Annotated in this window: 16 protein-coding genes and 1 riboswitch; of the genes, 8 read left to right on the top strand and 8 right to left on the bottom strand. The window is 63.1% G+C overall.

What is annotated here, in order from left to right; translation table 11 throughout:
• Positions 1 to 555 (top strand): hypothetical protein (locus OKC29_RS22305; protein ID WP_270669780.1); only part of this gene is annotated, 555 nt, incomplete at its 5' end.
• A 46-nt stretch (positions 556 to 601) separates the two neighbouring features.
• Here the strand turns inward: OKC29_RS22305 and OKC29_RS22300 are convergent.
• Genes OKC29_RS22300 through OKC29_RS22280 form a run of 5 tightly spaced genes read right to left on the bottom strand, consistent with a single transcriptional unit; the run spans position 602 to position 7,971 of the window.
• On the bottom strand, positions 602 to 3,394 hold the full coding sequence (locus tag OKC29_RS22300; RefSeq protein ID WP_073350618.1) for an FAD-binding and (Fe-S)-binding domain-containing protein: 2,793 nt from the start codon (positions 3,392 to 3,394) through the stop codon (positions 602 to 604).
• Positions 3,394 to 4,038 carry a LutC/YkgG family protein gene (locus OKC29_RS22295; RefSeq protein WP_073350619.1) on the bottom strand — a complete coding sequence of 215 codons (645 nt, stop codon included), beginning with the start codon at positions 4,036 to 4,038 and terminating at the stop codon, positions 3,394 to 3,396. The genes OKC29_RS22300 and OKC29_RS22295 overlap by 1 nt, the downstream gene beginning before the upstream one ends.
• Before the next feature lies 1 nt (position 4,039).
• A complete protein-coding gene (locus OKC29_RS22290; RefSeq protein ID WP_073350620.1) occupies positions 4,040 to 5,476 on the bottom strand; it encodes a LutB/LldF family L-lactate oxidation iron-sulfur protein in 1,437 nt (478 codons plus the stop codon).
• Complete coding sequence (locus OKC29_RS22285) at positions 5,469 to 6,260, bottom strand: (Fe-S)-binding protein (RefSeq protein WP_073350621.1); 792 nt, start codon at positions 6,258 to 6,260, stop codon at positions 5,469 to 5,471. Before OKC29_RS22285 ends, OKC29_RS22290 begins: the two co-directional genes overlap by 8 nt.
• A 13-nt stretch (positions 6,261 to 6,273) precedes the next feature.
• A complete protein-coding gene (locus OKC29_RS22280; RefSeq protein WP_073350622.1) occupies positions 6,274 to 7,971 on the bottom strand; it encodes an L-lactate permease in 1,698 nt (565 codons plus the stop codon).
• Between the two features lie 60 nt (positions 7,972 to 8,031).
• Here OKC29_RS22280 and OKC29_RS22275 point away from each other — a divergent pair, with 60 nt between their 5' ends.
• Positions 8,032 to 9,009 (top strand): LysR family transcriptional regulator, encoded by a 978-nt coding sequence (locus OKC29_RS22275; protein ID WP_073350623.1) that lies wholly within the window; start codon positions 8,032 to 8,034, stop codon positions 9,007 to 9,009.
• Between the two features lie 66 nt (positions 9,010 to 9,075).
• A complete protein-coding gene (locus OKC29_RS22270) occupies positions 9,076 to 9,390 on the top strand; it encodes a ribbon-helix-helix domain-containing protein (RefSeq protein WP_011706383.1) in 315 nt (104 codons plus the stop codon).
• 75 nt (positions 9,391 to 9,465) lie between these two features.
• Here OKC29_RS22270 and OKC29_RS22265 read toward each other — a convergent pair whose 3' ends face one another.
• Both OKC29_RS22265 and OKC29_RS22260 read right to left on the bottom strand, forming a co-directional pair.
• Positions 9,466 to 9,861, bottom strand: coding sequence for a VOC family protein (locus OKC29_RS22265; protein ID WP_073350624.1), 396 nt, complete (start codon positions 9,859 to 9,861; stop codon positions 9,466 to 9,468).
• A 153-nt stretch (positions 9,862 to 10,014) separates the two neighbouring features.
• The gene (locus tag OKC29_RS22260) at positions 10,015 to 10,797 is read right to left on the bottom strand and encodes an alpha/beta fold hydrolase (RefSeq protein WP_005302068.1); all 783 of its coding nucleotides are present in this window, start codon (positions 10,795 to 10,797) and stop codon (positions 10,015 to 10,017) included.
• Positions 10,798 to 10,903: 106 nt separating this feature from the next.
• Here OKC29_RS22260 and OKC29_RS22255 point away from each other — a divergent pair, with 106 nt between their 5' ends.
• Genes OKC29_RS22255 through OKC29_RS22245 form a run of 3 tightly spaced genes read left to right on the top strand, consistent with a single transcriptional unit; the run spans position 10,904 to position 12,136 of the window.
• Positions 10,904 to 11,260 carry an MmcQ/YjbR family DNA-binding protein gene (locus tag OKC29_RS22255; RefSeq protein WP_016351046.1) on the top strand — a complete coding sequence of 119 codons (357 nt, stop codon included), beginning with the start codon at positions 10,904 to 10,906 and terminating at the stop codon, positions 11,258 to 11,260.
• Positions 11,257 to 11,745 carry a GNAT family N-acetyltransferase gene (locus OKC29_RS22250; RefSeq protein ID WP_073350625.1) on the top strand — a complete coding sequence of 163 codons (489 nt, stop codon included), beginning with the start codon at positions 11,257 to 11,259 and terminating at the stop codon, positions 11,743 to 11,745. Before OKC29_RS22255 ends, OKC29_RS22250 begins: the two co-directional genes overlap by 4 nt.
• A gap of 55 nt (positions 11,746 to 11,800) precedes the next feature.
• Entirely contained in the window at positions 11,801 to 12,136 is a 336-nt protein-coding gene (locus OKC29_RS22245; protein WP_016351048.1) for a DUF3802 family protein, read from the top strand.
• A 340-nt stretch (positions 12,137 to 12,476) separates the two neighbouring features.
• Here the strand turns inward: OKC29_RS22245 and msrA are convergent, their stop codons facing one another.
• Positions 12,477 to 13,109, bottom strand: coding sequence for a peptide-methionine (S)-S-oxide reductase MsrA (gene msrA, locus OKC29_RS22240; RefSeq protein WP_024944924.1), 633 nt, complete (start codon positions 13,107 to 13,109; stop codon positions 12,477 to 12,479).
• Positions 13,110 to 13,368: 259 nt separating this feature from the next.
• Between msrA and argA the strand changes: the two genes are divergently transcribed.
• Both argA and lysC read left to right on the top strand, forming a co-directional pair.
• The gene (gene argA, locus OKC29_RS22235; protein WP_011706389.1) at positions 13,369 to 14,697 is read left to right on the top strand and encodes an amino-acid N-acetyltransferase; all 1,329 of its coding nucleotides are present in this window, start codon (positions 13,369 to 13,371) and stop codon (positions 14,695 to 14,697) included.
• 107 nt (positions 14,698 to 14,804) lie between these two features.
• A riboswitch (Lysine riboswitch) is annotated at positions 14,805 to 15,029 on the top strand.
• A gap of 89 nt (positions 15,030 to 15,118) precedes the next feature.
• Positions 15,119 to 16,471, top strand: a complete 1,353-nt coding sequence (gene lysC, locus OKC29_RS22230; RefSeq protein WP_017408119.1) for a lysine-sensitive aspartokinase 3 — start codon at positions 15,119 to 15,121, stop codon at positions 16,469 to 16,471.
• The last annotated feature ends 131 nt before the right edge of the window (positions 16,472 to 16,602 follow it).

The raw sequence follows: 16,602 nt of genomic DNA, 5'->3' as shown, positions 1-16,602 counted from the left end.
GAAGGGTACCACCAATCAGCAGTTGGCCACCTCTCGCCATTCATCCATGAGTGTCGCACTTATTATCTGAATTCCCGCACCATGTCAGCTTACATTAACGCAATAAAAGATTTTAATTTTCTTATTCGTGAACTTCGCTTTATGGAAAAACGTGGTGAGTTAGATGGGAAATTGAACATAAATAACATCAAACTTGAAGATTTGGTCAAAATAGATTTTGAGTCAGTTGACAAGCTTTATGATGAAAAAAAACCAAAATCTATATTCTCTGAGCTACCTGAAGATCTGGTTGTTGAGCTCTGTGAATCCCAGAAATACTTTGATAACTTAAGAGGTGACTTTTGGTTTCGAGGGAAGCAAAACTTAGATTTTTTTAGATTCTTCATCGAAAAACTTAAAATAGATAGATGTCGAAAAAACTCTCGAACAATATTCACAAACAAAGGTAATGTAAGGCTGCAAATATCAAAAGGAAATTGTATCTCTGAGTTAAGCCAGTACGCAGACACACCATCATGCTTATCAAATTTTCTACATAGACAGCAAGTTGTATAGCAGTAAACAACAACGGCAGGATATTTATCCTGCCGTTTTTATTTTTCTATCTCGCCGCCTGATCAACCAGATAAAGGATGCTGTGATAGGGAATGCCGGCGTGCTGGCTGAGCCCCATTTCACAGGTACGGCTATTGCTGAATCCCTGCCGACAATCCCTGGGTACCTGGGCGGGCAGGCTGGCAAGCGCCGCGGCGTTGAGCTCAGGGGTCATCAGCCCCTTGTCGCCGGCAAAGCCGCAGCACTGGATATGCTCAGGGATTATCACCTCGCGGGCGCAGGCACGGGCCACCGCCAGCATCGTCTCCCCCAGCCCCATGCGCCGGCTGCTGCAGGTGATATGGAGCATGACGGTCTCATCGATGGGGGTCAGCTCAAGGTGGGGCAGCAGGTGTTCCAGCACAAAGGCGGAGGGCTCGAACACCCGAAGGCCCTTGCCGAGCGCCCCCGAGAGCAGTCGCTGCACGCAGGGGCTGGTGTCGAGCAGCACGGGCCAGCGCCCCTGCTCGCTTGCCTGCCACAGCGCATCGGCCAGCTCAGTACGCTTGGCTGCTGCCACCTCACTCATCCCCTTGCTGTCATAGGGCATGCCGCAGCAGAGCCCCTCGATGCCTTGCGGCACTATGACCCGGCAGCCCGCCTTCTTGAGCAGGGATAACACCACGTCCGGCAGTGACGGGGCCTCCTCCTGCTGGCCGAATACCCGGCTGGCGCACGACGGCAGATAGACCACAGCGCGCTCGCGTGAACCGTCATTGTGCCCCTTCCCTGGCGGCCATTGGTAGCGGCTCGGCCCCGGCAGGGTCGGCAGCCAGACGGGTGTGCGCTGGCCGCTCAGATGGCGAACCCCGTTCACCAATCCGGCCAGCGCCTTGTCTCCCAACAGCTTGCCGGCAATCCCTTTGAGGCCGAGGGCCCCGCGAGCCGTGCGGGTGACGCCGGCGAAGTGCTCGGCGCTCCAGCGGGCGATGGGCACGAAGCGCCGGTATTTGTCAGTGCGCAGCTTCTTGATGAGCGCACCGGTGTTGATGCCGACCGGGCAGCGATCGGCGCAGAGCCCGGTCGCGGCGCAGGTGTCGATGCCCTGATAGTCAAACAACCGGGCCAGCTGGTTGGAGGGCTCATCGGCACGATTGCGGCGGGCCAGTTCGCGATAGAGCACTATGCGCTGGCGTGGCGACAGCGACAGGGTGCGCGAGGGGCAGACCGCCTCGCAAAAGCCGCACTCGATGCATGGATCGACGATGGCATCGCTCGCCGGCATAGGCTTGAGATGGGCCAGGTGGGCCTTGGGGTCGTCGTTGATGATGACGCCGGGATTGAGCAGGCCGTCCGGGTCCAGCAGCGCCTTGATGCGGCGCATCAGCGCCATCCCCTCCGGCCCCCATTCCAGCTCCACATAGGGGGCCATGTTGCGGCCGGTGCCGTGCTCGGCCTTGAGCGAGCCGCCAAAGCGCACGGCGACCAGCTCGGCCACCGCATCCATAAAGGCGCCGTAGCGGGCCACCTGCGCCGGATCATCGAACCCCTGGGTAAAGACGAAGTGCAGGTTCCCCTCCAGCGCGTGGCCAAAGATGATGGCTTCACCGTATTCGAAGCGATCGAACAGGGCTTGCAGCCCCGCCACCCCTTCCGCCAAGCGCTCGATGGGAAAGGCGACATCCTCGATGATGACGGTGGTGCCCGTGGTGCGCACCGCCCCCACCGCCGGGAAGAGCCCCTTGCGAATGGCCCAGAGGCCAGCGCTGTCGCCGGTAAAAGGCACAGAGGCAACCTGGGCGAACTCGGCGGCCATGGCCGTCACCTGCTCGCAGCGATCCACCAGCTCCTCTTTCGATTCCCCATGCACCTCGACAAGCAGGGCGCAGGCAGCCAGATCCAGCGTCTTGATAAAGTCCGGCAGACCGGGCTTGCCCGCCACCGAGCGCAGGGAGCGCCCATCCATCAGCTCCACCGCCGCCACCGGCGCACTTTTCAGGCACGAGGTGGCCAGACACGCCTGCTCGGCGTCCCGAAACACCAGCAGGGCCGAGGCCTTGTGGGGGTATTCCGGCACGGTATCGAGCACCACCTCGGCGATAAAGCCGAGGGTCCCCTCCGAGCCAATCATCAGGTGGGTGAGGATATCGATGGGGTCCTCATGGTCAATCAGGGCATTGATGGCGTAGCCGGTGGTGTTCTTGAGCCGGTACTTGTGGCGAATGTTGGCGGCAAGCTCAGCGTTCGCCAGCACTTCGGCGCGCAGGGCGGCGAGCCCGGCCAGCAGCTCCGGGCGCCTGGCCGCCAAGGCGGCGCGGCTGTGGGGATCGCCACTGTCCAGCACGGTGCCATCGGCCAGCAGCAAGGTCATGGCGTGCAGGGTGTGATAGCTGTTGTGGGCGGTGCCGCAACACATGCCGCTCGCGTTGTTGGCGGCGATGCCACCGAGCTTGCAGGCATTGATGGAGGCGGGATCCGGCCCAATCTTGCGCCCCAGAGGCGCCAGATAGCGGTTGGCATCGGCGCCGATCACCCCGGGTTGCAGAGCGATGCGCGCCCCCTCGTCCAGAATGCGGTGATCGCGCCAGCTGTCGGTCAGGGTGATGAGCACCGAATCGCTCAGGGCCTGGCCCGAGAGGCTGGTGCCAGCGGCGCGAAAGGTGCACGGCAGGCCCAATTCGCGGCACACCCCGAGCACGAAGCGCACTTCATCGAGGGAGTCGAGGCGCACGATGCGCTCGGGCACCAGCCGGTAGAAACTGGCGTCCGTGCCGTGGGCCAGCCGAAGATCCGGGTCGCTCACCAGCCGCTCCGGCGGGATGCGCGAGAGCACGGCGGCATCAAATTCATTCCAGCGCATCAGCAATCCTCCACCAGCACTACCAAGAGGCGGCTCGGGCCGTGGGCACCGTAGGCCAGGGTCTGCTGGATGTCGGCGGTCTTGGAGGGGCCGGAGACCAGCAGCAGATTGGTGGGCATGGCCTGCTGCCAGCGCCCGGCCGCCACCAGTCCCACCAGGTTGTCGGCAATGGTGGAGGCCGCCAGCAGGGCGATATGGCAGGGGGGCACCAGGGAGAGGGTGCGTGGCTCGCCGCCATCGGGTAGCAACACCAGGGTGCCGGTATCGGCAATGGCGCCCGCGCAGTGGGTGATACCCGCCTGACAAACGTCAAACAGCTCATCCTTCCAGCCGGCGAACTCCCCCGCCGGGGTCAACACAGATCGCCCGGCGCAGGCGGCCGCAACCGCCGCCTGCCAGCGGCCGCCCTGACCACAGGCCAGATGCGTCACGCCCTCTTCATCCAGCCAGGCGGTCAGCTCCCGGGCAAGGGTCGCCTCCTTGACGGTGAGGATCTCGGCATGGCTGGCGCAGATCCCGGCAACAAAACGCTCGCGCCGCACGCCATCATCTGCCCCGCGCCAGGGCTGCCAGCCATGGGGGGCGTGGGCAATGGGGGTGGCGGCGCCGCGCAGGCGACTTAATATGGCCTCTTTGCTCGACATCTCAGGACTCCTTCTTCTTCTGGCGCAGCAGGGCGTGCAGGCTCTGGGGGGCGGGTTTGGGGGCCTCGCGGCACTGGGTCCAGGGGCCCAGATGTTTGGGCATCAGTCCCCGCAGGCGACCGGCCACACCGGTCGCGGCGTGATAGAGGCGCGGGTGGGTGGCGGCAAACGCAAAGCCCTGCATGGCAAGGGTCTCGAGCCGGCTCTTGGCCGCCCCCTGCCCCGCCAGCGGTTCGTGGCCAGGCTGTGTGTCGTGTTTGGCCTCCCGCCGCAGGCGCTGCAACAGGTCGGGAATGGGGATGCGCACCGGGCACACCTCGCCGCAGGCGCCGCACAGGCTCGAGGCGGTCACCAGATCGCTGGTGCTTTCCAGCCCCAGCAGATGGGGGGAGATGATTTTGCCGATGGGGCCCGGGTAGATGGTGCCGTAGGCGTGGCCGCCGATGCGGGTATAGACCGGGCAGTGGTTCATGCAGGCGCCGCAGCGGATGCACTGCAGGGTCTTGCGCAGCTCCTCGTCCCGATAGGCCTGGCTGCGGCCGTTGTCGAGCAGCACCAGGTGTACCTCGTCCGGGCCGTCCAGCTCCCCTGCCCGGCGCGGGCCGCTGATGACGTTGAAGTAGGTGGTGATGGCCTGACCGGTGGCCGAGCGGGTCAGGGCGCTGTAAAGGGGTGGCACGTCGGATAAGAACTCCACCACCTTCTCGATGCCGGTGATGGCCACGTGCACTTTCGGCACAGTAGTGCACATGCGCCCGTTGCCCTCGTTCTCGACGAGACACAGGCTGCCAGTCTCCGCCACGGCGAAGTTGACCCCCGACAGCCCCATGCCGGCACGGCGAAACTCTTCACGCAGGGCCCGCCGCCCGGTCTGGATCAGCGCATCCACGTCGGTGGTGGGGGTGAAATCTGCCAGATTGCCGGCGAAGGTGTCGCTCACCTCCTGCTTGTTCTTGTGGATGGCGGGCATGATGATGTGGGACGGGGTGTCGCCGTCAAGCTGGACGATAAACTCCCCCATGTCGCTCTCAAGGCAATGGATGCCGTGGCGCGCCATCTCGTGATTGAAGCCCACCTCCTCACTCACCATGGACTTGCCTTTGACGATGGAACTCACCCCATGTTGCTGGGCGATGCCGAGGATGATGGCGTTGGCCTCGGCCGGCGTCTGGGCCCAGTGCACCCGGATGCCGTTGCGCTCGCAGTTGGCTTCGAGCTGCTCCAGCAGTTCCGGCAGGCGCGAGAGGCAACGCTGGCGAATGTGCTCCGCCGCATCGCGCACCGCCGCTTCTTCGGCGGGGTCGGCGAAGGCATCGCGGCGCTTGGCGCGCAGGTAATCCATGGCGCCGCGAAAATTCTGGCGCAGCACCGGGTCGGCCAGGGCTGCCTCGGCCTGGGGATGGAAGCGGCGCGGCGAATACTTGGCGTGCTCACTCATGATGGGCCTCCTGTTTTGGCTCTTGTAAGCACTGAGCCACCGGCTTGCTGTGGGCGAGCAGGAAGCTGGCCAGGTGCATGGCGGGCAGTGTCTTGCCCTGATAGGCCAGGGAGCCCTTGATGTTCAAGAGACACCCCCAGTCGGCGCTCACCAGGGTGTCGGCGCCGGTGGCCAGCAGGTGGCGGGTCTTGTCCTCCACCATGGCCTGGCTGATGTGGGGGTGACGCACCGAGAAGGTGCCGCCAAAACCGCAGCACTCGCTCTCGTAGGCCTGTTCATGCAAGGTGACCCCATCGAGCTGCCCCAGCAGGCTGCGGGCCGTGGTGTGTACCTGCATCTCGCGCCGGGCAGAGCAGGAGGTGTGCATGACGATGCTCGCCCTCCCCACCCCGTGCCAGCGCACCCGGCAGACCTGGGCCAGAAACTCGGTGAGCTCGAACACCCGCTCGCAAAAGGCCGCCACCTCGGAGCTCTCAGGAAAGAGGCGGCGGTAGTGATGGTGCATCATGCCGCCGCAGGAACCCGACAGCACCACCACCGGCCAGGGCTCGGGGAAGAGTGCCATCTGGCTTTGCGCCACCTGGCGCGCCTCCTCTTCATGGCCCGAGGTGTAGGCCGGCTGCCCGCAGCAGGTCTGTTTCTCGACAAAGTGCACCCTTATCCCTTCCCGCTCGAGCAGGGCGATGGCATCGAGCCCCGCCACCGGGTCGAACAGGTCCACCAGACAGGTGGCGTAGAGATAGACATCGGCCGGCTTGGCCGGATAGACCCGCATTACCTTCATCACTTGCTCTCCTTTACTTCAACTGCAGCAGGACGTCCGAGATGTGGAAGCTGTACATGAGCGCCAGCCCGATAAGGCCGGTGGCCAGCAGGTAGTAGAGGGTCGGCAGCGCAGTCTTGCGCAGCGTCGCCCCCTCACGGCCGAGCAGCCCCACTGTGGCCGACGCCGCCACCACGTTGTGAATGGCAATCATGTTGCCGGCGGCCGCACCCACGGCCTGCAGCGCCAGCATGGCGGCGGTGGAGACCCCCAGGGTCTGCGCCACTTCAAACTGGAACTGGCTGAACATCATGTTCGACACCGTGTTGGAGCCGGCGATAAAGGCCCCCAGCGCGCCTATGGTGGCGCTGAGCGCCGGGAAGAACTCCCCCACCAGCCCGGCGGCAAAATTCGCAGTGGTCACCGGCATGCTGGCGAGATCCGCCCCGTTGACGCCGGAGTTGATGAAGATGCGCACCATGGGCACGGTGAAGATCAGCACGAAGCCGGCGCCAATCAGAGTGCGGCTGGACTCCCCCAGCGCCCGCCCGAAGGGGGCGAGGGAGCGCGATTGCAGCAAGGTGGCGAGCAGGGCGCAGAGCACCAGCAGGCCCCCCGGCAGGTAGAGCGGTTCAATGGAAGCGCTGACCCCCTTCTCCCCCAGCAGATCCGTGAAGGCGAGGCTCACCGACAGGAGGCTGGCCTTGAATGCCGGGCTCACCCGGCTGGCCACCAGCAAGAGGGCCAGCGCCACATAGGGGAGCCAGGCCAGCAGCAAGGACATGGGGCGGGCGACGGCCTCTTTGAGATCGAGCTTGAGGGAGCCCAGCCACTCGGCGGGCCACTCCTGCTCGGGGGCAAAGTCCCAGCTGGTTTTTGGCACCAGAAAACCGGCTCGCGCCGCCGTCACCACCAGAGCCAGCCCCACCAGGCCGCCGATGAGGGACGGGAACTCAGGGCCGAGCAGCATGCCGGTCAGGGCATAGGGCACTGTGAAGGCGAGCCCGGCAAAAATCGCGAACGGCAGGATGGCGAGCCCCTCGGTCCAGCTGCGGTGGCGGCCGAAGAAGCGAGTCAGCATCATCACCATCAGCACCGGCATCAGGGTGCCGACCACGGCGTGAATCAGGGCCACGTTGGTGGTCACCTGCTGCAGGTAGACCTCCCAGCTGCTGCCGCCGGCGCTCAGGGTCTGGCCAATGGCCTGGCTATCGAGCCCCTTGTTGATCCCCACCAGAATGGGGGTGCCCACCGCACCGAACGACACCGGGGTGGACTGGATCATCATGCCGAGCAGCACCGCGGCCAGCGCCGGAAAGCCGATGGCCACCAGCAACGGGGCCGCGATGGCGGCCGGGGTACCAAAACCGGAGGCCCCTTCGATAAAGGCGCCGAAGCACCAGGCGATGATGATGGCCTGGATGCGCCGATCCGGCGAGATGTTGGTAAAGCCGCCGCGAATGGCGCTGATGGCGCCGGTGTGTTTGAGGGTGTTGAGCATCAGGATGGCGCCGAACACGATCCAGAGCACGGTCACCGTGATCACCAGCCCCTGCAGGGTGGAGGCAAAGACCCGGGTCGGGCTCATCTGCCAGCCCCACAGGGCAATGAACACGGTCAACAAAAAGGCGACGGGCATGGCGCGCTTGGCGGGCCAGTTGAGGCCGACCAGCAGCACGGCGGCCACCAGGATCGGCGAGAAGGCCACCAGGGCCAGCAGAGTGTCTGTCATCATTGCGTCCTTGTCCGAGCGGTGCAGAGGCGCACCTTGTTGTTGTTTTGTTAAACGGACGTGACCTTACCCTGTTCCTTTTTCGCGATATATGGAAATAATGAACAACATTCGTTCCAAAAGTTGATCAATATGGCCAGTACTGACGACCTCATCCTCTTCGCCCAGGTGGTGGAGGCCGGCTCCTTCAGCAAGGTAGCTGAACAAAATTCCCTGACAAATTCGGTAGTTAGTAAACGGATCGGACGCCTGGAGGAAGAACTCGGGGTGCAGCTGCTCTATCGCACTACCCGCCGGCTCACCCTGAGCGAGGCGGGCAAGGAGCTCTATCAGGGTGCCAAAAATGTGAAGGCCGCCGCACTGGACGCCTTCGATGCGGTGGCGGGATTCGGTGAAAAGGTGAGCGGCCATGTACGGATGTCGGTGCCCACCATCTCCGGCGAGCTCTTGCTCGCCGATGCGGTGGCCGATTTTTGCCAGCAGCACCCTGGGCTCACGGTGGAGATGTCGCTGGACAACCGCTTCGTCAATCTGGTGGAAGAGGGGTTCGACCTGGTCATTCGCACCGGCTATCTGGATGACTCGAGCCTCATCGCCCGCCACATCCTCGACTCCCAGTGGGTGATCTGCGCCGCGCCCGCCTATGTACGCCGCTTCGGGGCACCGCGCGAGCCGTCTGACTTGCTCGCCCACAACTGCCTGCGCTACGCCTACCAGAGCACAGGGGCCTCGGAGTGGGCCTTCAAGGGGGAAGAGGGCAACTACCTGCTGTCGGTGTCGGGCAGCTTTTGCACCGACAACGCCGGCGCCCTGCGCAAGGCGGCGCTGGGGGGGCGCGGCATCGTCTATGTGCCGCGCTGCCTGGTCTATCACGATCTGATGAATGGCGAGCTGGTGGATCTCTTCCCCGATCAGGTGGGCAAGAAGCTCGGCATCTACGCCGTCTACCCTTTTACCCGCCAGCCGCCGCGCAAGATCCGGCTGCTGATCGAGCACATCCGCCAGCGCTACCTCGACATCGCCCACTATTTTGGCTGACGGGGGATGGCGCTCATCCCGTATCAACGGGGGGCTTTTTTGACCCGGGCGGCAGAGTTGCCTACCATGGCCCTCCCCTTTACCGCTCAGGACCAGCCCATGTGCACCGTCTTCTCCGGCCAGGATCCCAGTCACTACGCCTGCACCACCCGCTCGGTGCGGATCTGCGGCCACAGCACCAGCATCCGGCTGGAAAACAAGTTCTGGACCATCCTGGAGCAGCTCTGTCAGGCCCAGGGGCGCTCCATGGGGCTGTTTCTCTCCGAGCTCTATCAGGAGGCGCTCGGCAACGGCATGGAGATGAGCAACTTTGCCTCCCTGCTGCGCTGCTCCTGCCTGGTCCATCTGGAAACAAGACAGGAGCCGGACGTCGCCGCCTGAGGGGCGCAGCTTCCTTCCTCATGAAAAAAGGGCCGCAGCACCCGGCTGCGGCCCTTCATATTCACCTCTTCAAGCTCAGGCGAAACGGCCGGCCCGCTCGATGAACTCGATCTGGTAACCGTCGGGGTCGGTCAAAAAGAACAGCCGGGCCAGCAGGGTGCCCTCATGGTGCATCGCCTTGACCGGCGCAGGGGCCAGACCCAGCGCCGTCAGACGCTGATGCGCCGCTTCGATGTCTTCCACCGTCACCGCCAGATGACCATAGCCGTTGCCATGGCTGTAGGGCTCGGCCTGGCCGTGATTGTGAGTCAGTTCGAGCTCGAAGCCACTCTGGTCATTGGCAAGGTAGGTGAGGGAGAAACCGTCGAAGGGGAAGTGATCTCGCACCTCCAGCTCGAGGGCCTCGCGGTAGAAACGCACGGATCTATCCAGGTCGCGAACCCGGATCATGCTGTGGATGAGTTTGGTCATAGGGACTCCTTGCTGATGGGAGTCACAGGGTAACCAAGGGCTCAGCCGGCCGGGTAGTAGTGGACTAGCACCCGGTGATTACCGGCCAAAACCTGACATGACCTCACAGGCTCAAGCCTCCAGGGCTGCATCAAAGCGGCGGCTGGCGCCGATTCAGCCGGGCTGGGCGGTGAGAAAGGCCAGCGACTGGCGGTTGAAGTGCTCGGGCCGCTCCACGTTGCAGACGTGGCCGCAACCGTCGATGATCTCGAGCCGGCTGTAAGGGTCGCGCGCCACCTGCTCGCGCACCGGCGCCAGGAACATGTGATCCTCCTCCCCCATGACATAGAGGGTCGGAATGGGCAGGGCCCGCTCCTTGAAATAGCGCATCAGGGGATTCACCTCGGTGGCGAGGCGAAACCAGCGCTTGAACTCTTTTTGGCACAATTTGCGCGCCTCGCGCACGAACAGGTTGCGCGACTCCTGATGGTGCTGGCGCGGCATGATGATGAAGGCAAACAACCGGTAGAGCCACATGTAAGGCAGGATGTGCTGGCCGAGGCGGCCGAGCTGCACCAGCACCCGCGAGCGGATGTCGAGCCGCAAAATGGCGCCGCCCAGCACCATGCTCTTGACCCGCTCGGGACAGAGCTCCGCCAGATGGCGAATGAGGATGGTGCCAAGGGAGATGCCGACGAAGTGGGCGCGGCGAATGTTGAGGTGATCGAGCAGTTGCAGGATATCCTCGGTCACCGCCCGAAAGCTGTAGTGCCCTTTTATCACCTGCTGCAGCTTGTGGGACTGGCCGTGGCCGCGCAGATCCAGCAGCAGCACATTGAAGTGTTCGCGATAGGCGCGCAACTGCTTGAACCAGATGGAAGAGCTGCCGCCCGCCCCGTGCACGAAGACTACCCAATCCCGCTCGGGACCCAGCTCGAAGGTCTTGTGATACAGCATCTTGCGACTCCCTCATCAACGGCATTGGGGTATAGTAGGCGCGCATCTTAGCAGATTTTTTCACCCGACTAATACGTTTGCACCGCAAGCGGCGAGGAGCATGACCATGGAGTTGACCCGTTTGAGATCCTTTCTGCTGACCCTGCCGGGCGCTCAGGAGGATACCCCCTTCGGCCCAGAGATCCTGGTCTATCGCATCGCCGGCAAGATGTTTGCCCTGCTGGACTGGCAGGCCGAGCCGCTGCGGCTGAACCTCAAGTGCGAACCCGAGCTGGCCCTGCTGCTGCGCGAACTCCACCCCGAGGTCAAACCGGGCTGGCACATGAACAAGCAGCACTGGAACACGGTCACCTTCAGCGACGGCCTGGCCGACGATCTCTGGCAGGGCTGGGTGCATCACTCCTACGAGCGGGTGGTGGCCGGTCTGCCCAAGGCCAAGCGCCCGCAGGCGCCGCAGCGATGAGCCCCGCCATGGCGGCAGAGCCCAGGCTCGTTCAGCTGAACGAGCAACACATCCCCGCCCTTTGCGCCCTGTTCGAGCAGTCGGTGCGAAGGATTGGCCCGCAGCACTACAGCCCGGAGCAGGTGGAGCAGTGGGCCCTCGGCGTCCATCACCCCGGCTTTGCCGGCCAGTTGCGCGAGCACCACGGCTGGGTACTGGAGCAAGGCGGCGAGCCACTCGGTTTTGTCACCCTGAGCCAGGATGGCCACCTCAGCCTGCTCTATGTGAGCGCCGATCACCCGCGCCGGGGCTATGGCGGCCTGCTGCTGGCTGCGGCCCTCGCCGAGGCAAAACGGCTCGGACTCACACAGCTGACAACGGAAGCCAGCGCCTTCAGCTATGGGCTATTTTTACGGTATGGCTTTGAGCTGACCGGATTGGAGAGCGTGGAGCGCGGCGGGGTCGGTTTTATCCGTTATCGCCTGCACTGCCGCTTGCCAAGCTAGGTCCAGCCACTAAAATACGCACAGTTTTTTCGTATTGTTGAGGATTGAGGCCGCCATGGTTGTAGAAAGCGAAGGCTATATCGCCCTGATTGAGTATCTGGTGGAGAGTCTGGGACTGTTTGAAACCCAGCAACAGAGCTGTGGTGAACAGACCATCGAAGATCTGGTGAGCGGCCGGGTGGCCAGCAACCTGATGGCCATCTGCGAACAGAACCCGCAGCTCGATCCCAAGTTGCGCTTCGTGATCATGCAGGAAGCCGATGCGGTGGTGGCCGATCTGGAAGAGGTGCTCTCCGCCGTCTGGCTGCGCGCCCCGACCCCGGAGCAGAAAGCCTTCCTCGAAGAGTTCATCGATCTCATCAAGAACCTGTTTGACGGCGCCATCAGCTGATTACAATGGCGAACGCCAAGTTCGCCACTCCCCCGCAAATTTCCCGCACCGCAAACATGAAAAGGGCCGCCTTCAACGGGCAGCCCTGCTTGCTATCATTTCAACTCATCAAGCTTTTCAATGACTTTTATGAATTTTCGAGGCAAGAAATGTGTCTGGTCTTAGCCGCCATCCATGGTGGCTACTAGGTTAGGCAAAGCAGGTTCAATTTAGTTCCCGCTCATGACACATTTTTTTATGATTTTTTTCACTCTCCTGACAAAGCCCGATAAAAAGGCCGCAAACGCGGCCTTTTTCTTTTCACCATCAATGACAAGTAACAGATACCCGTCATCTTCACCTAGCGGTTGAGGCTCGGTGGCAGGCAGACACCGATGCCGCCCAGGCCGCAATACCCGTCCGGATTCTTCTCCAGATATTGCTGATGGTAATCCTCGGCGTAATAGAAGGGCGCCAGCGGCAGAATGCGGGTGGTGATGGTACGCCCGTCACCGCTCGCCGTCATCGCCTGCTGGTAGGCGGCCAGGCTCTGCTGGGCAATCGCCTCCTGGGTGTCGTCCCCGAAGAAGATGACGGAGCGGTACTGGGTGCCGATGTCGCCGCCCTGGCGCATGCCCTGGGCCGGATCGTGCTGCTCCCAGAACAGCTTGAGCAGGTCGCCGTAACTGATCACCTTGGGATCAAACACCACCTGTACCGTCTCGGCATGGCCGGTCAATCCGCTGCACACCTCCTTGTAGGTGGGATTCTGGGTCACCCCGCCCTGATAGCCGGCAGCGGTGGAGTAGACCCCGGGCTGCTGCCAGAACAGGCGTTCCACCCCCCAGAAGCAGCCCATGCCGAACCAGGCCACAGCCATCCCTTCAGGCCAGGGTCCCTGAGTCGGGTGACCATTGACCGCATGCTGCTGGCCAATCACCATCGCCTCGCGGCGTCCCGGCAGCGCGTCTGCCGGCGAAATAATCTGTTCCATGCACCCTGTCCTTGTATAAAAACCTGTGCGATCGCACAGCTGACGAAAAGGAATATCGAAGATAACAGTTTATGGGCCGGGATCAACCTGAGGCGCACCCTCACACCGCTGACACCCCTGCCCCGCCTGGTGTCGCCGCTGTTCGGGCCGCCAGGCCGTCCCAATGACAAAATCGCGCCAAATCAATATTTAATCTTGATTTGTGCATTTATTTTCATATATTGAGCCCATTGCTGTTTTTTTATGGAAGAAGCCTCAAGTGCGTGAACGCGAACCCAGCCTGGTCTATGCCTTTCGGCAGTCTACCCCCTACGTCAATGTGCACAGAGGCGCCACCTTCGTGCTGATGATGGGGGGGGAAGCCCTCTGCCACCCCAATTTCGCCAACATCGTCAGTGATATCGCCCTGCTGCAGACCTTGGGGATACGCCTGGTGCTGGTGTTCGGCTCCCGTCCGCAAAACGACGAGGCGCTGGCCCGCGCCGGCATCGAGGCCCAGTACCACAAGCGGATCCGGGTCACCGATGACGAGAGCTTCGCCATCATCAAGCAGGTGTGCGGTGGCTTGCAGTACGACATCACCGCCCAGCTCTCCATGGGGCTCGCCAACACTCCCATGCAGGGTGCCCGCATCAGCGTGGTGAGCGGCAACTTCGTCACCGCCCAGCCGCTCGGGGTGGATGACGGCATCGATTTTTGCCACAGCGGCCGGGTACGCCGCATCGACGTGGAGGGGATCACCCGCCAGCTGGATCAGAAGAGCCTGGTGCTCATCTCCCCCATCGGCTGCTCGGTAACCGGCGAGAGCTTCAACCTGAGCTCGGAAGAGGTGGCCCGCCGGGTGGCGGTGGACCTCAAGGCAGACAAACTCATCTGCTTCAGCAGCACCCAGGGGGTGATGGATCGCCACGGCGAGGCCATCTCCGAGCTCTTCCCCGAACAGGCCGAAGAGCTGCTGGTGGAGCTGGAGCAGGCCGGAGAAGAGATGTCTGGCACCGCTCGCTACCTGCGCGCGGCCATCGCTTCCTGCCGCGGCGGCGTGCCCCGCTCCCACCTGGTGAGCTATCAGGATGATGGCGCCATGCTGCAGGAGCTGTTCAGCCGCGACGGCCTCGGCACCCAGATAGTGCGGGAAAGCGCCGAGCAGGCGCGCGCCGCCACCATCGAGGACATCGGTGGCATCCTGGATCTCATCCGCCCGCTGGAGGAGGAAGGCATTCTGGTACGCCGCTCCCGCGAGCAGCTGGAGATGGAGATCGACAAGTTCACCATCATCGAGCGCGACGGCCTCATCATCGGCTGCGCGGCGCTCTACTGCTTCATGGAAGAGGCGATGGCGGAGATGGCCTGCGTCGCCATTCACCCCGACTACCGCAACTCCAACCGGGGGGATCAGCTGGTGGCCAAGGTGGCTGAGCGAGCCAAGCGGCTCGGGATCCGCCGCCTGTTCGTGCTCACCACCCGCTCCATCCACTGGTTCCGGGAGCGGGGCTTCGATCCGCTGGAGGTGGAAGATCTGCCGGTGGCGCGCCAGCGCCTCTACAACTGGCAGCGCCGCTCCAAGGTTTTGTCAAAGACAATCGTATAACCCATTGATTTTGCGTTGGCTTGGCTGACTTTTTGAACTTTTTCACAAACTCGATTGACAGTGCAATCCAACGCAAGGTATTTCTAAATGCACTCCACCGCCCTGGTGGAGCCAGAAGAGGAGCGCTGCCCAGGCAGCCCGAGGGAGGACACCAGTGTCCGACGAACTTGGGTCAGGGGGAGCAGCGCCGAGACATCTGAGGCAACTGGATACCTCAGTGTCGGCTGCGGGGGCTGAATCCCCCGGGTTGTCATCGGTAGTGGTCATCCCCCACCGCGCCCCGTCAGGGGCGGGTACGGGATGGGCTCTGCGGGTGGAGTGCTTCTGGCCGGGATAGCTTCGATCATTCCTGCCATTTTCAGCCTCCTCCTCTCTTTTTGCCCGATGGATCCGGATTTTCATATTAAGACAGGAGTAAGCAATGAGCCCGATCAATGTCGCCAAGTTTGGCGGAACCAGCGTCGCCAACGCGGCAGCCATGAACAACTGCGCCGATGTGGTGCTGGCCAACCCGGCCACCCGGGTGGTGGTGCTCAGCGCCAGCGCCGGCGTCACCAACCTGCTGGTGGCACTGGCTCAGGGCGACCTGGACGAAGCGGGCCAAGAGGCGCAACTGGCCAGGCTCACCGAGATCCAGCAGGCCATTCTGACCGAGCTGGGCGACCCAGGCGATCTGAGTGACCTCATCCACGGCCAGCTCGGCGAGATCCGCACCATGGCACGCCAGGCCCATCTGCACACCGATGCCGAACTGGCTGATCGCCTCATCGCCTGCGGCGAGCTGATGTCCACCCGCCTCTTTACCGAACTGCTGCGCCAGCGTGGCGTGAAAGCCTGCTGGCAGGATGCGCGCCAGTTGCTGCGCACCGACAGCCGCTTTGGCAAGGCCAGCGTGGATCTGGCCGCCACCCGCGCCCTCTGCCAGGCCGCGCTGGGCCCCCTGCTTGGCGACAGCCTCATCATCACCCAGGGCTTTATCGGTGCCGACGGCGATGGGCGCACCACCACCCTGGGCCGGGGCGGCTCCGATTACAGCGCGGCCCTCTTGGCCGAGGCGCTCGACGCCGGAACCATCGAGATCTGGACCGACGTGCCCGGCATCTATACCACGGATCCGCGCCTGGTCACCCGCGCCCGCCCCATCCCCGAAATCAGCTTCGTGGAGGCGGCCGAGATGGCCACCTTCGGCGCCAAGGTGTTGCACCCGGCCACCTTGCAGCCGGCGGTGCGCCAGGACATCCCGGTGTTTGTCGGCTCCAGCAAGGATCCGGCCGCCGGCGGCACCTGGATCCGCGCCAGCACTCGCACCAATCCGCTGTTTCGCGCCGTGGCCCTGCGCCGCAACCAGGTGCTGGTGACCCTGCACAGCCTCAACATGTTTCACGCCTACGGTTTTCTGGCCGAGGTGTTCGGCATCCTGGCCCGCCACCGCATCTCGGTGGATCTCATCACCACCTCGGAGGTGAGCGTGTCGCTGACCCTGGATCACACCGGCAGCCAGAGCAACGGCGAGCCCATCCTCGGCGACAAGGTACTGGCGGAGCTTGGCCAGCTGTGCAAGGTGCAGGTGGAGACGGGGCTGGCGCTGGTGGCGCTCATCGGCAACCGGATGAGCGAAGCGGCCGGGGTGGGCAGTCAGGTCTTTGACGCCATTCGCGAGCACAACATCCGCATGATCTGTTACGGCGCCAGTGCCCACAACCTCTGCTTCCTGGTCAAGGAGGACGAGGCGGGCCACATCGTCAACCGCCTCCACCAGGAGCTGCTCGACTGATGTACTGACACCGCATGGAAATAACAAAGAGGGGCCGGCTGGCCCCTCTTTTTATATGGCTCTGTCCCAGTTATGTGTTGAAAGGCTAACCTTGAAGTAGGTCATCACCTTGAGGGCCGCCATCATGGATA

Origin of the sequence: Aeromonas sp. QDB34 (assembly GCF_027705405.1) — a bacterium.
GTDB lineage: Bacteria > Pseudomonadota > Gammaproteobacteria > Enterobacterales > Aeromonadaceae > Aeromonas > Aeromonas hydrophila.
The sequence above is the reverse complement of the archived record's forward strand: the minus strand, read 5'-3'. Positions and strand labels throughout refer to the sequence as shown.

Bases quoted from the DNA above. Each gene is read 5' to 3' on its own strand.
- OKC29_RS22300 (WP_073350618.1), bottom strand. From the start codon at position 3,394: ATGCGCTGGAATGAATTTGATGCCGCCGTGCTCTCGCGCATCCCGCCG.
- OKC29_RS22295 (WP_073350619.1), bottom strand. From the start codon at position 4,038: ATGTCGAGCAAAGAGGCCATATTAAGTCGCCTGCGCGGCGCCGCCACC.
- OKC29_RS22290 (WP_073350620.1), bottom strand. From the start codon at position 5,476: ATGAGTGAGCACGCCAAGTATTCGCCGCGCCGCTTCCATCCCCAGGCC.
- OKC29_RS22285 (WP_073350621.1), bottom strand. From the start codon at position 6,260: ATGAAGGTAATGCGGGTCTATCCGGCCAAGCCGGCCGATGTCTATCTC.
- OKC29_RS22280 (WP_073350622.1), bottom strand. From the start codon at position 7,971: ATGACAGACACTCTGCTGGCCCTGGTGGCCTTCTCGCCGATCCTGGTG.
- OKC29_RS22270 (WP_011706383.1), top strand. From the start codon at position 9,076: ATGGCCCTCCCCTTTACCGCTCAGGACCAGCCCATGTGCACCGTCTTC.
- OKC29_RS22265 (WP_073350624.1), bottom strand. From the start codon at position 9,861: ATGACCAAACTCATCCACAGCATGATCCGGGTTCGCGACCTGGATAGA.
- OKC29_RS22260 (WP_005302068.1), bottom strand. From the start codon at position 10,797: ATGCTGTATCACAAGACCTTCGAGCTGGGTCCCGAGCGGGATTGGGTA.
- OKC29_RS22255 (WP_016351046.1), top strand. From the start codon at position 10,904: ATGGAGTTGACCCGTTTGAGATCCTTTCTGCTGACCCTGCCGGGCGCT.
- OKC29_RS22250 (WP_073350625.1), top strand. From the start codon at position 11,257: ATGAGCCCCGCCATGGCGGCAGAGCCCAGGCTCGTTCAGCTGAACGAG.
- OKC29_RS22245 (WP_016351048.1), top strand. From the start codon at position 11,801: ATGGTTGTAGAAAGCGAAGGCTATATCGCCCTGATTGAGTATCTGGTG.
- msrA (WP_024944924.1), bottom strand. From the start codon at position 13,109: ATGGAACAGATTATTTCGCCGGCAGACGCGCTGCCGGGACGCCGCGAG.
- lysC (WP_017408119.1), top strand. From the start codon at position 15,119: ATGAGCCCGATCAATGTCGCCAAGTTTGGCGGAACCAGCGTCGCCAAC.